We start from the raw sequence: 13,438 nt of genomic DNA, 5'->3' as shown, positions 1-13,438 counted from the left end.
GGAGTGTGAGGCATGGCAAGACTTCAGCTGGTTCGCGCCGTTCTGGCCGCTGGTGTACTGACCGCTGCGTCCATCGGCGCCGTATCCGCGTCCGCCGCCCCGGTGCCGGTCGGACCGCCTGCCCCGATCGTCGGCGGTGACGTCGCCCACACGGCCGACTTCCCGTGGGCCATCCAGCTGTCGAACAGCGGCTCGCCGGTCCCGTCCAAGGAGTACTGCGGCGCCACCCTGGTCGCAGCGAACAAGATCGTCACGGCCGCGCACTGCTCTGACCAGGCGGCGAGCACCTACACCGCGATCCAGGGTCGCGACGTGCTGACCGACAAGTCGACCGGTACGGAGTCCAAGATCAGCAACATCTGGGTGGACCCGGAGTACGGCAAGTCGCCCGGGCACGACGTCGCGGTGATGACGCTGACCACCCCGTTCACCGGCGTCGCGACGCTGGCGCTGGAGACCAGTACGGCGGCTGACACGGCTGGCGCGCCCTCCGTCGTCTACGGCTGGGGCGAGACCGAGGGGACCGGCCCGGCCGACACCTTCCAGAAGGTCGACGTACCTGTACTCGGCGACGCCGTCTGCAACCAGGCGTACGCGAGTGAGGGCTACGCCGCGGCCGGTGAGATCTGCGCCGGCTACGACCAGGGCGGCAAGGACTCCTGCCAGGGCGACTCGGGCGGCCCGCTCGTCCTGAACGGCCGCCTGTTCGGGGTCGTCTCCTGGGGCATCGGTTGCGCCGACGCCGGCAACCCGGGCGTCTACGCCGAGGTAGCCACCTACGCCACCGAACTGCAGGCCCAGATCGACGGCTAGACCGCGCCGAATCGCTCGGTGTGGATCCGGCGTAGCGGAACACCCATACCCGCCAAGTCCTGGCTGATCGCGACCACCATGGACGGCGGGCCACAGATGAAGTAGTGCAACCGGTACGGGCGTCGCGGTAGGAAACGCTCCAGCAGGGCAGCGTCGATCCTGCCGCGCTCCCCCGTCCACTCCGGCCCGGGATCGCTGAGCACCTCCACCACCTTCAGGTTCAACCGGGTGCGGAGGCCGGCGATCTCGGGCCGCAGCATCAACTGGTCCTCGGTCCTGGCCGCGACGAATAGCCGGTGCCTGCGCCGGTCGTCGCGGTCGGCCAGGGTCCGCAACATGCTCAGCAGCGGGGTGATGCCGACACCGGCCGCGATCAGCACGAATCCCGGGGCGGCGTCGAGCCCTTCGATCGTGAATCCACCGTACGGGCCGTCCAGGAAGACCCGGCGGCCCGGCCGGAGCGCGCTGAGCAGCTCGGTGAAGTCGCCGAGCGCCTTGATCGTGAACTCCATCCGCTCGGGGTGTTCGGCCGTCGAGGCGATGCTGAACGGGTGCTCCTCGAAGACGAACGGGGTCGAGCCGATCTTGAGCCAGGCGAACTGCCCGGCCTCGAACGGCAGGCCGGCGTGGTGATAGGCCCGGATCACCAAGGTGATGCCGTCGCCGGGGACCGGCCGGACCGCCTCGACGACGTAGGCGTGCCGCCGGGACCGGATCGGCAGCCAGAGCCATCGCCGGGCCGCGAGCGCCACCAGGAGCAGCCCCGATCCGATGAACCAGGCCGCGATCAGCCCGTGGGCGATCAGGTGCCGCAGCCACCACACGTGCAGCCAGGCCGTCGTCACGACGACCGCCACGAGCCCGTTGTGGACCAGCCGCCAGCCCTCGTAGCGAGGCTGCCGACGCGGTCTCCGGACGGCCAGTACGACCAGCAGCACCAACGAGACCGTGGCGGTGACGGCGGCCCGGGCGGCCCACGTCGTCCTGGTCAGATCGAGGATGCGAAAGCCACGCGGGTCGGCGATCAGTACCGCGACAAAGTGCAGGAGCACCATCAGCACCGCGATCAGGGCGATCAGCCGGTGCACGGTCAGGATCATCTCGATCCCGAAGGTCGCGATCAGCCGGGGCAACCTGGCCGGCAGAGCGACCGCCACGACCAGGGCGGAGAAGCCGACCAGGCCGCTGCTGAGCGCGATCGCTTCCGCTGCGGGGATACCGGGATCGCCGACGACTGCCCGGGTCAGCAGCAACGGGACGAGCAGGACGGCGGCGTAGAGAACGAACCATCCCAGCCGGGCGACCGGCCCGTGGACGTGAGCGGAGATCCGGCGGCGCGACATACCAGTGGGTTTCCAGGATCCTTCGGGAGTGCTGGAAACCTACGCCCGCGGCGGCCGGTCCGGAGCGATTCTGTCAACACTGTCATCTGGGGCCGGGCACAATGGGGGGCCCGGTCCGATGGACCGGGCCCCTCATCTTTGTGGATCCTCCCGAAGGTCAGACGGCCAGCCGGATCACGCCGTAGTCGTAGCCGCGGCGGCGGTAGACGACGCTGGGCTGGTTCTCGTCGGCGTCGACGAACAGGTAGAAGTCGTGGCCGACCAGTTCGAGCTCGTAGAGCGCCTGGTCGAGCGACATCGGCTTGGCGGTGTGGGTCTTCTCGCGCATCACCAGCGGCCCGTCACCGGTCACCGTCAGCGAGCCGAACTTCTGGGTGGGCACCTCGTCCTCGACGACGGTCTCGGCCGGTGCCGCGGCGGCGGCGTTGTCCGACAGCTTGGCGGCGATGTGCCGCAGTCCTTCGGGGGCGTGCTGACCGGTGTGCACCCGGCGGCGGTCGGCCGCCTTGCGAACCTGGGCCTGCAGCCGGTCAAGCGCGACATCGAAGGCGGCTTGCTTGGTCTCACCGCGGGCTTCGCCCCGGACCACCGGCCCCTTCGTGTACATGGTGAGCTCGACTCGCATCGCCCGGTCGTGCTGTCGCGGGTTCTTCTCCTGGCTGACTTCTACTTCGCATCGCAGTACCCGGTGATCGACCTTCTCGATCCGCTCGAGTTTTTCCTCGACGTACTGCCGGAAGCGGTCACTGACCTCGCAGTGATGACCCTTGACAACGACGTCCACGGAAACCTCCATCGATCGGCGACTCTGTTACGTCTTCGGACCCCCGTAACCACGGTTCGGATGCCCGAAACGAGAACACCCACTGTCCGGCCCGGCGAACTCCGTGGGAAGGAATCCGGCTGATCCGGTCCTCGCCCACATCCTCGTTCGACAAGCCCCAGCGGGTGTCATAGGCCAACGCTAGTCGGCTTCGGCGAAAACCGGTAGAGAAGTTCTCATGAACCAGACGCCACCCGTCGCCGGGTGGCGGCCAGCACCGCACAGCCGAGGACCGGAATTCCCCGTGATGACAAGGCACGGCAGGCCTCGGCGAGCGTGGATCCGGTGGTCAGCACGTCGTCGACCACGATCACCGGTTGACCCGTCAGCCTTTCAGCCCAGCGCGAACGAGCCGCGAAAGCCCCGGCCAGGTTGGCCGTACGCTGCTCAGCGGACAGTCCGGCCTGGTCCTCCGGACGCCGTACTACGGCCAGCGCATCAGCCAGCCGAACGTCGTACCCACGTTTGCGCAACTGCCGCACCGCAACCGCTGTCATCCGCCGCAGCGGGTCATGGCCGCGCTGCCGGACCGTCGTCGGCGACGAAGGCACTGGGCAAAGCCAGGCGGCCCGCCCAGGCTCCAGCGCAGCCTGGATCGCCACCGCCAGCGCCTCCCCCAACGGGCGAGCCAGCGAGTACCGGCCGTATTCCTTATGGGCAAGGATCAGCGAGCGCACCACGCCGGCGTACTCCGCTGAGGCCGTTGTCGGACGCAACCAGTCGGGCACCGGCTCGGGCCAGGCCCGGTACGGCGTACTGACGGCAAGCGCGCGATCGCAATCGGGGCAGAGCGACACCCCTGGGCGGCCGCATCCTGCGCAGCGCCCGCCCAGCACGAGGTCGACGAGCGCGTCCCGCAGCAACCACCCGAACCACGATCCGCGATCCCGGCCGCGCCCGCAACCAGGGTGAGTCCGGGCTGTGGACAAACCTGCGAGAGCTGTGGAAAAGATCAGCCGGGGTAGACCGGGGTGATCTGGCCCTCAGGGCCTTCGGCCATGTCGACCCAGTCGAGGTCCTTGCCCTGCCAGTGCAGCTGCTTGCGATCGTCCTGGACGGCGGGCAGCGTGTCGACGTTCGGGTTGGACGCGACGTGGATCGTCTCGAACGAGCTGCTGGCCCCCGGAATCACCTGCGGCTGCGAACCGTCCACGTTGACCTGCCACGGCCGCGCCGCGTCCCCCTTGGGCGACTTGGCGGCCACCAGGATGGCCGGGTTGCTCCAGGACGCGTCCGTGATGTCCAGCAGCGGCAACTGCAGCGGCATGAACCGGCTGAGGGCAAGCTTGCCGTCGCTACCGCCGACCGTGGCGGTCATCACCGAGTTCACGCCCCCGCGCTCCATCACCAGCAGCGCCCGGACGCCATCGGGCGCCATCCGCAGGACAACCGGGGTGTAGGTGCCGAACTTGGTCTGCACGACCGATACCTTGCCGTCCGGCGTACGGACCCGGAGCCGCGGCTTCGCGCTGTCCGCCCGGTCCAGGATCCACAGGTTGTCCTCGCCGTCGAAGGTCGGCCGCAGCACCTTGCCGTCCGCCTCGATCAGCGACGCCTGCTCGTTCTTCGCCCCGTCCAGCCGGCCGACGACCACCAGCGGGCGCCCGCTCTTGCCGGTGGTGGCGATCGCGCCGGTGTCGGCCCGCAGGTTCACCGCGAACGACTCGGCCCTGTACAGGTTCAGCTGGCTGTCGGGGATCGCCTTGGCCTCGATGGTCTGGCCGTCGTCCTGCCCCTGGATCCGCTGGATCTTGCCGTCCCGTACGCCGTACAGGTTCTTCAGCTGTCCGCCGGGCACCGCTGGGTCGTACTGGCCGAAGTTGGCGGACGACAGCTCGTCGGGCCGGTCCGGCAGCAGCGGGGCGCCCTCGACCGTGATCCGCACCCGGCTGGTGATCGGACGCAGCGTCCAGGTGATCTGGGCGGCCAGTTGCTCGCGGTCGGTCGCGTCGGTCAGCGACGAGGCCGTGTCGCTCAGGGCGACCGTCGCGACCCCGGACTCGACCGGTACCGACACGTCCACCGTCGTACCGGGTGGCGCGTTGGAGACCACGCTGTTGCCGAGCCTGCTGGTCGGGCCCTTGAGCAGCTCCTGGATGAGCTGGGTAGCCGCCTGGCCCGAGGTCAGGTTGCGCGGCAGGTAGATCGGGTCCGGCACCAGCAGGTGCTTGCTCGGGTTGAAGAAGTAGAGGGCGGCGGGGATCAGCCGGGGCTGCAGCTGGTTGCTCCCCAGGAAGACGCCGGGCGGCGCGTTCGCTACCCGCCACTGGTCATCGACCTTCGTCAGGTCGAAGGCGAAGTCGAGCTGCGTGTTCGGTGCGGCCGGGGTCCACGAGCCTCGGCCGTCGATGGTGGCGATCAGCGGCGCCGCCAGATGGAACTTCCCGTCGGCCTCCTTGGCGATCCCCGAGCCCGCGCTCTGGTCGTAGACCAGGATCTTCGACTCGGGTTTCCAGGCGTCGCCGGCCTGCGGGGTCATGTACTCCCGGGCGACGTCGAAGGCGTTCGAGTCGGACATCGCCTCCACGAAGCCGTTCACGAGCTGCGGCTGAGCTGCGTTGGGGCGGGGCGGCCGGGCCTCGACACCGGTACCACCGAGACCAGCCGCGGGCGCGTCCTGGCTGCTGCTCCGGATCGGGCCCTTGGTCGGTACGTTCGCGCAGCCGGCCACCAGGAGAGCGGTCGCCAGCGTCCCGGCGAGCAGTCGCGCCTTCATGACTCATCACCACCCGTGAGCTTCTGGTACGGAGCGCCGACATCGACCAGCGACATCTCGGTCACCACTCGCGCCGCGTCCGCGGGCCGGGCGGGGAGCGGCGAGCCGGTCAAGGTGACGTCCGGGCGACGCGGGACGGTCAGGCGGAAGTATGCGCCGTCACCGGGCGAGCCCCACGCGTCCAGTCGGCCGCCGTGCAACCGGGCGTCCTCCAGCGCGATGGACAGGCCCAGCCCGGTACCACCGGTAGTACGCGCCCTGGCCGGGTCGGCCCGCCAGAATCGGCTAAACACCATGTCGGCCTCTTCGGCCCGGAAGCCGACGCCGTGGTCGCGGACGGCCACCGCAGCGGCGTCCTCGTCGTACGCGGTGCTGATCCGGATCGGCCGGCCCTCGCTGTGCTCGACCGCGTTGCCGATCAGGTTGCGCAGGATCCGCTCGATCCGGCGCGAGTCGACCTGGGCGCGGCACGGCTCGGGCATGTCCAGCACGACCTCGCAGCCCTTGTGGCCCAGCAGGGTCTCGTGGTTCTCCAGCACCCGGGAGACGATGTCTCGCAGGTCGACGTCCTCCAGGTCGAGAGCGGCGGCGCCGGCGTCGAAGCGGCTGATCTCGAGCAGGTCGGCCAGCAGTCCCTCGAACCGGTTGAGCTCGCCCTGCAGCAGCTCGACCGAGCGGCGGGTGATCGGGTCGAAGTCGTCCCGGGTCTCGTGCAGCAGGTCGGCAGCCATCCGGACCGTGGTCAGCGGCGTCCGCAGCTCGTGCGAGACGTCCGAGACGAACCTGCGCTGCAGCCTGGACAGCTCCTCCAGCCTGCGGATCTGTTGCTGCAGGTTGCTGGCCATCTTGTTGAAGGAGACCGCCAGCCGGGCCAGGTCGTCGGTACCGCGGACCTGCATCCGCTCCTCGAGCCGGCCGGCCGCAAGCCGCTCAGCGATCCGCCGGGCCATCCGTACCGGGGTGACGACCTGCCGAGTGACCAGCCAGGCGACAGCGCCAAGCAGGACGACCAGCAGCAGCCCGGCGGTGACCAGGGCCCGCTGGACGACGTCGAGCGTCTCCTTCTGCGCGGTGAGCGGGAAGAGGAAGTACACCTCGTACCGCTGGGCAGTGGAGTTCTGTACCCGCAACTGGGAGCCGATGGCCAGGCCCGGCTCGCTGCGGTTGCCCTGGTAGTCGATCCGCATATAGGTGTCGAACAGCTTGGTCTCGTCCTGCGAGACGGACGCGCGCAGCTCGGACGGGATCGACTCGCTCTCGACCAGGCCGGTGGTCCGGATCGCGTTCGAGTCGGCGCTGTCGCTCGGGATCAGCACCACCTCGTACAGGCCGGGGCGGTTGGAGCCCGCGACGAGCAGCGAGAGCTTGTTCTGCAGGGTGCCGGGGTCGGCCGCGTTGATCGAGCCGGTCAGCGACGCGAGCTGCGCGACGGCCTCCTGCTTGGCGCTGTCGCGGCGGGACTCCAGGATGCCGTCGGTGACCTGGCTCATCATCACCCAGCCGACCAGGATCAGCACGATCGTCGACATCAGCAGCGTGCCGGTGACGATCCGGGCCTGGATCGAGCGCCGCCAGACGTCCGGCCAGTGCCGCGGGTGGGTCCGCCACAGGGGCTGCGGCAGGGCGTGCCAGTCAGCCCCGGCGGCGGTGAGCTCGATCTCGGTTCCGCGGGGTGCCGGCTCGGCCGCCGGCTTCTCCGCCTGCGACGACTGGTCGTCGCGTCCGTACTCGATCAGTCCGCACCAGCCTTGTAGCCGACGCCACGGACCGTCACGACGATCTCCGGGTGCTCCGGGTCCTTCTCGATCTTGGAGCGCAGCCGCTGGACGTGCACGTTGACCAGCCGGGTGTCGGCCGCGTGCCGGTAGCCCCAGACCTGCTCGAGCAGCACCTCACGGGTGAACACCTGCCAGGGCTTGGAGGCCAGGCAGACCAGCAGGTCGAACTCCAGCGGGGTGAGCTGGATCGTCTCGCCGCTGCGCTTGACCGAGTGCCCGGCCACGTCGATGGTCAGGTCGCCGATGGTCAGCGACTCCGGCCCGGGCTCGTCCATCCGGCGCAGCCGGGCCCTGATCCGGGCCACCAGTTCCTTGGGCTTGAACGGCTTCACCACGTAGTCGTCGGCGCCGGACTCCAGGCCCAGCACCACGTCCACGGTGTCGCTCTTCGCGGTCAGCATCACGATCGGTACGCCGGACTCGGCCCGGATCGCGCGGCAGACGTCGATCCCGTCCATCCCGGGCAGCATCAGGTCGAGCAGCAGGAGGTCGGGTTTGAACTCGCGGAACGCAGGCACCGCCTTGTCGCCGGTGGCGACCAGATAGGTGTCGTAGCCCTCGTTGCGCAGCACGATGCTGAGCATCTCGGACAACGCCGTGTCGTCATCGACGATGAGGACTCGGCCCCGCATCGTCCGGTTACCTTCTGCCACGCCTGCTCCTTGTACTGTCACGGCCGGTCCGGATCTGTGCTGCGCGCCCAGCGGGCGCCGATCGTACGCACTACGGATAGTGTCCCATTCCCCGGGTAACACACACGCCGGATCGCCGTGCGGGACCGTACTAATGGGGGTATGAGCCGCCCGGGCTGTGATCATGGTGCACTGCGGGGGTCGGAGACAACCTGGGAGGGGCGGGATGAGCGACGGCATCGGGGTCTACGAGAGCTCGGAGTACGCCGAACCGCTGCGGCCGTGGTTGCCGGCGGATCTGCTCGACAACGCCGCCCGGACCATCTCCGAGAACAAGGCCATCATGCTGGGCCTCCCGGTGCTGGCCGGTATCGCGCTGACCGCAGTACAGGCCGCGCTGACGGAGCTGACCGTGCCCGGCGGGATCAGTGGCTTCTTCAACGCCGACTCACCGTTCGAGCGGGCCGGGATCTCCATGCTGGTCATGTACGGGGTGGAGCTGATCCTGTTCGCCGTGGTGTCGAGCATGTTGTCGGGCATCATCGCCCTGGCCGCCGTACGCAGCCAGCTGGCGAACCGGGTCGGCCCACGCGAGCTCCTCCGGCTGGTACGCCGGTCCCTGCCGGCCCTGGCTGCCGTCGGCATCGTCCAGTCGCTCTGCTTCGGCGTGATCATCGCCGGCTGGGGTCTGGGCGTCTTCGCCATCGGGGCCGGTACCGACGCGCTGATCTCGTCTGAGGCGGCCGGGCTGGTCGCAGTACTGCTGGTGCTGGTCGGCGGCGTACTGGTCCTCATCTTCGGGATCCGGCTCGTGCTGGCGGGGACAGTGGTCCTGATGGAGGGCAAGCACGCGCCGGACATCGGGCTCTACATCCCTGCCAGGGTTGGCGTCTGGGGCTCGCTGAGGCGGTCCTGGCGGCTGGTGCGCGGCAAGTTCTGGCGGGTGCTCGGCATCCTGCTGTTCGGTGGGCTGGTGGTGAACATCGTCAGCTACGCGCTGCAGTTCGGCATCGGTACGCTGGCCGCCACGCTGGGGTCCTGGGCCGATGGCAGCGAGGACAGTTCGGCGACCATCATCTCGATCGTGCTGGCCATCTCCGCCGGGCTCGCGACCGTCCTGACCCTGATCGCCAGCCTCGCCTTCATGTCGGCGGTCCAGGCGCTTATCTACCTCGACCTGCGGGTCCGGCGCGAGGGGCTCGACCTGTGGATGCGCCCGGCGCTCAAGTCACCGGCTGGGCCGAATCTGTGAGGGCCCTGGTGTTCCTGGAGCCGCCGGTCGACATCGGTCGCGACGAGGCGGCGCAGGAGGCGGCCAAGGAGCTGGCCAAGCCTGCTTACGGCCAGGCAGGCGACAATGTCATCTCCCGGATCATCGGTCACATCATGGACTGGATCGGCGACCTGCTGGGCAACCTGACCGGCCAGTCCACCGACGGCAGAGCGGGCCTGACGATGCTGCTCGGGTTGATCGTGCTCGTCGTCATCGTGGTGCTGTGGCGGGCCGGAGTACTGCGGACGACTCGCGGGGCCAAGGGCCAGGCGGTCTTCGACGACGACCGGCCGCGCAGCGCCTCTGCTTATCGCACCCAGGCTTCTGAGGAGGCTTCTCGAGGTGACTTCACGGCTGCGGTGCGGAGTCGCTTCCGCGCTTGCGTTGCGGAGCTCACCGAGCGCACTGTGCTGGACGAGCGGCCGGGGCGGACGGCGTACGAGGCTGTGGCGGACGCGGGGCGCGTAGTACCGGCTCTGCGGGAGCCACTGCAGCCGGCGGCGCTGGTGTTCACAGAGGTTGTCTACGGCAACCGACCTGGGACGCCTGAGCGCTATGCGCGGGTAGTGGCCGCTGATGAAGCCGCCAGGCACGTGTCGACGCGACAGTTGGTGCAGGAATGAGCACTGCAGTTGGACGGAGTGGCACTGAAGCCTGGCGGGCACTGCGCATCCCCTTGCTGGTCACCGGGCTGGCGGTGCTGGGCATACTGGTGCTCCTCATTGCAACGGCCGCCCGGACGTCTGGGCCGTTCAGCCCGGACTCTGCCGCCCCAGCGGGCGCCAAGGCCCTCGCTGCTCTGCTCAAGAACCACCAGGTCGAGGTAACGGGCACGACGGCCTACCAGGACGCCGTCGACGGCAGTGCAGACAAGACGCTGCTGATCGCCCCTGGCGGATCCTTGAGCCGCTCGGACTGGGAAGACATAGCTATGGGCGGCTGGGGCCACGTGGTGCTCATCCGGCCGGGCACCAGGGCGCTGGAACTCATCGCCCCCGGCGTACTGAACGCGAGTTCGACACTGCCCGAAGGCAGCCGCTCCCCCGACTGCGACCTCCCTGCAGCGGTCAAGGCCGGTACTGCGACCGTCAGCGGCGTCTCGTACTCCTCTGCCGGCGCGGCCGCCGCTTGCTATGGCGACGGCATCCACCACACGCTCGTCCGGCTCGAGACCGGCGGCAAGATCGTCGACGTCGTCGGCTCGCCGAAGACCTTCACCAATGAGCAGTTGGCTGACGACGGCAACGCAGCCCTCGCGCTGAACCTGATCGGCACGACATCCGAGGTGGTCTGGTACCTGCCGCAGTACGAGGACAACGGCAACGACTACGGCGATGACGACGACAGCGACGGGCCGCCACTGGTCCCGCCGGACGTTCGGTACATCGCGTGGGCGCTGGCCTTCGCTGCCTTCGTGGTGGCGATCTGGCGCGGCCGGCGGCTCGGTCCCGTAGTACCGGAGCCTCTGCCAGTCATCGTGCATGCAGCGGAGACCACTGAGGGCAGGGCGCGGCTCTACCGGCGTTCCCGGGCTCGGGACCGTGCTGCGGCTGCACTGCGCGAGTCTGCGCTCGGCAAGCTCCACACTGCGCACGGCATCCCTCGCAGGGCCGAGCCGACCGCGGTAGTGGCCGCAATCGCCGCCCGCACGGGCAGGGATCCGGCAATGCTCTACGAACTGCTCTATGGTCAACCACCACTCGACGACTCGGCCCTGATGTTCTTGTCCCATGAGCTAGACCTGCTGACGCTGGAGGTACGACACCCGTGACGACCGCTATCGAGGTCACCCCCGAACGGGCCAGGCAGGCTCTGGTCGAGCTGCGGAACGAGATCGGCAAGGCCGTGGTCGGGCAGGAGACGGCCGTGACCGCCCTGGTCCTTGCCCTGCTCTGCCGCGGCCACGTCCTGCTGGAAGGAGTCCCCGGTACGGCGAAGACGCTGATGGTGCGGGCACTGTCGATGGCGATGCGGCTGGAGACCAAGCGGGTCCAGTTCACCCCCGACCTGATGCCCGGCGATGTCACCGGGTCGCTCGTGTACGACGCGAAGACGAGCGAGTTCGAGTTCCGCAAGGGGCCGGTGTTCACCAACATCCTGCTCGCGGACGAGATCAACCGGACGCCACCGAAGACGCAGGCCGCGCTGCTCGAGGCGATGGAGGAGCGGCAGGTCACCGTCGACGGTGAGCCGCGGCTGCTGCCGGTTCCCTTCGTCGTGGCGGCTACCCAGAACCCGATCGAGTACGAGGGCACCTATCCGTTGCCTGAGGCCCAGTTGGACCGGTTCCTGCTCAAGGTGACGCTGGACATTCCGCCGCGTGACGCTGAGATCGCCGTACTGGCCCGGCACGCTGCCGGTTTCGACCCGCGCGACCTTGCGGCTGCTGGGTTGCGGCCAGTGGCTGGGCCGGAGGACTTGTTGGCTGGGCAGGCAGCTGTGCGGCGGGTGGCGGTACGGGAGGACGTACTCGCCTATGTGGTCGACCTGTGCCGGGCCACTCGGCAGTCTCCTTCGCTGCAGCTTGGGGTGTCGCCGCGTGGGGCTACTGCGTTGCTTGCGGTGTCTCGGGCGTGGGCTTGGCTGTCCGGGCGCGACTACGTGATCCCTGACGACGTGAAGGCGATGGCACGTCCTTGCCTGCGGCACCGGGTTCAGATCCGGCCGGAGGCGGAGCTGGAAGGTGTCACTGCGGACGCAGTACTGGAGAGTGTGCTGGCCACGGTGCCAGTGCCACGCTGATGGTCCTCACTGGCCGGGCCGGCGTACTGGCCGCGGCGGGGGTGCTCTTCGTCGCTGTGCTGATGCCCAGGTGGGCTGGGGTCGGCTTGGTGGTCGCTGTCGTGCTGCTGGTGTGCGTGGTCGACCTGTTGCTGGCTGGGTCGCCTCGGCGGCTGCAGCTGAGTCGGGAGGGCGATACCGCTGTACGGCTGGGGCAGCCGGCTGTAGTGACGTTGCTGGTGGCTAACCCCGGGCGGCGGGTGAAGGGGCTGCTGCGTGATGCTTGGCCGCCTTCGGCCGGAGTACAGGACCCGCCGCACAAGCTCGACCTGCCGGGTGGCGAGCGGCGGCGGTTTACGACGCATCTGGTGCCTACCAGGCGTGGGGATCGGCATGCTGATCGGGTGACTGTGCGGTCGATCGGGCCGCTCGGGTTCGCTGGGCGGCAGGGGGCACACAAGGTGCCGTGGACGGTACGGGCGCTGCCGCCGTTCAACAGTCGCAAGCACTTGCCATCGCGGCTTGCCCGGCTGCGGGAGCTCGATGGCCGAACCGCCTTGCTGGTAAGGGGTCAGGGGACGGAGTTCGACTCGCTGCGGGACTACGTGCCGGGTGACGACGTCCGGAGCATCGACTGGCGGGCCACGGCTCGGCGCAACACCGTAGTACTGCGAACCTGGCGCCCCGAGCGCGACCGCCAGGTAGCCATCGTCATCGACTCCGGCCGAATGTCAGCCGGCCGCGTCGGCGACGCCCCGCGCCTGGACCACGCCATGGACGCCGCCTTGTTGTTGGCCGCCTTGGCCACCCGAGCCGGCGACCGAGTCTCCCTACTGGCCTGCGACTCCGAAGTCCGAGCCGACGTCCGCCGCCCCGCCCCCCAAGACGTCCTACCGTCCTTCGTCAACGCCCTGGCCAACGTAGACGCCCAACTAGTCCAAACAGACTTCCGCGTAGTCGTCTCCCAGGTCCTGGAACGCCTAGGCCAGCGCTCCCTGGTAGTCCTCCTAACAGGCCTGGACCCAGCGGTCATCGAGGAGTCCCTCCTCCCCGTCATCGGACCGCTGTTGCGCCGCCACGTCGTCGTACTGGCCTCCGTAGCCGACCCCCGCCTGACGGAGATGGAATCCTCCCTCTCCGACATGATCGAAATCTACGGCGCCGCCTCAGCCGCCCGAACCCGCCTGGACCGAGAACGAGTAACCGCCGTCCTAACCCGAGCCGGCGCCACAGTCGTAGACGCCAACCCAGACCAGATAGCCCCCGCCCTAGCCGACACCTACTTAGCCCTAAAGAAGGCCGGCCGCCTCTAGCCCGACCCGGTCCTCCCCCACGCGAA

At 69.1% G+C, this 13,438-nt stretch carries 12 protein-coding genes; 6 read left to right on the top strand and 6 right to left on the bottom strand.

Features of this window, described 5'->3' with window-relative positions:
- The first annotated feature begins 12 nt into the window (after nt 1–12).
- The gene (locus OHA70_RS20320) at nt 13–813 is read left to right on the top strand and encodes a S1 family peptidase (RefSeq protein ID WP_328334894.1); all 801 of its coding nucleotides are present in this window, start codon (nt 13–15) and stop codon (nt 811–813) included.
- Here the strand turns inward: OHA70_RS20320 and OHA70_RS20315 are convergent.
- The 6 genes from OHA70_RS20315 to mtrA form a co-directional block, all read right to left on the bottom strand.
- Nucleotides 810–2,156, bottom strand: coding sequence for a ferredoxin reductase family protein (locus OHA70_RS20315; RefSeq protein ID WP_328334892.1), 1,347 nt, complete (start codon nt 2,154–2,156; stop codon nt 810–812). The two genes, OHA70_RS20320 and OHA70_RS20315, sit on opposite strands and share 4 nt — an antisense overlap.
- A gap of 157 nt (nt 2,157–2,313) precedes the next feature.
- Nucleotides 2,314–2,940, bottom strand: coding sequence for a ribosome hibernation-promoting factor, HPF/YfiA family (gene hpf / locus OHA70_RS20310; RefSeq protein WP_328334890.1), 627 nt, complete (start codon nt 2,938–2,940; stop codon nt 2,314–2,316).
- A gap of 215 nt (nt 2,941–3,155) precedes the next feature.
- A complete protein-coding gene (locus OHA70_RS20305; protein ID WP_328334888.1) occupies nt 3,156–3,842 on the bottom strand; it encodes a ComF family protein in 687 nt (228 codons plus the stop codon).
- Between the two features lie 89 nt (nt 3,843–3,931).
- Entirely contained in the window at nt 3,932–5,695 is a 1,764-nt protein-coding gene (locus OHA70_RS20300; RefSeq protein WP_328334886.1) for an LpqB family beta-propeller domain-containing protein, read from the bottom strand.
- On the bottom strand, nt 5,692–7,305 hold the full coding sequence (gene mtrB / locus OHA70_RS20295; protein ID WP_328335170.1) for an MtrAB system histidine kinase MtrB: 1,614 nt from the start codon (nt 7,303–7,305) through the stop codon (nt 5,692–5,694). Before mtrB ends, OHA70_RS20300 begins: the two co-directional genes overlap by 4 nt.
- Before the next feature lie 122 nt (nt 7,306–7,427).
- The gene (mtrA, locus tag OHA70_RS20290) at nt 7,428–8,105 is read right to left on the bottom strand and encodes an MtrAB system response regulator MtrA (RefSeq protein ID WP_026163715.1); all 678 of its coding nucleotides are present in this window, start codon (nt 8,103–8,105) and stop codon (nt 7,428–7,430) included.
- A gap of 226 nt (nt 8,106–8,331) precedes the next feature.
- Between mtrA and OHA70_RS20285 the strand changes: the two genes are divergently transcribed.
- From OHA70_RS20285 to OHA70_RS20265, 5 genes are read left to right on the top strand one after another with little or no spacing between them, the layout of a single operon-like run.
- Nucleotides 8,332–9,357: a hypothetical protein gene (locus tag OHA70_RS20285; protein WP_328334884.1), complete on the top strand. Its 1,026-nt coding sequence runs from the start codon at nt 8,332–8,334 to the stop codon at nt 9,355–9,357.
- Nucleotides 9,354–10,001, top strand: coding sequence for a DUF4129 domain-containing protein (locus OHA70_RS20280; protein WP_328334882.1), 648 nt, complete (start codon nt 9,354–9,356; stop codon nt 9,999–10,001). The genes OHA70_RS20285 and OHA70_RS20280 overlap by 4 nt, the downstream gene beginning before the upstream one ends.
- Complete coding sequence (locus OHA70_RS20275) at nt 9,998–11,149, top strand: DUF4350 domain-containing protein (RefSeq protein ID WP_328334880.1); 1,152 nt, start codon at nt 9,998–10,000, stop codon at nt 11,147–11,149. The genes OHA70_RS20280 and OHA70_RS20275 overlap by 4 nt, the downstream gene beginning before the upstream one ends.
- Nucleotides 11,146–12,120: an AAA family ATPase gene (locus OHA70_RS20270; protein WP_328334878.1), complete on the top strand. Its 975-nt coding sequence runs from the start codon at nt 11,146–11,148 to the stop codon at nt 12,118–12,120. Before OHA70_RS20275 ends, OHA70_RS20270 begins: the two co-directional genes overlap by 4 nt.
- Complete coding sequence (locus tag OHA70_RS20265) at nt 12,120–13,412, top strand: DUF58 domain-containing protein (protein WP_328334876.1); 1,293 nt, start codon at nt 12,120–12,122, stop codon at nt 13,410–13,412. The genes OHA70_RS20270 and OHA70_RS20265 overlap by 1 nt, the downstream gene beginning before the upstream one ends.
- Nucleotides 13,413–13,438: the final 26 nt, after the last annotated feature.

The sequence above is a fragment of the Kribbella sp. NBC_00382 genome (genome assembly GCF_036067295.1).
GTDB lineage: Bacteria > Actinomycetota > Actinomycetes > Propionibacteriales > Kribbellaceae > Kribbella.
The sequence above is the reverse complement of the archived record's forward strand: the minus strand, read 5'-3'. Positions and strand labels throughout refer to the sequence as shown.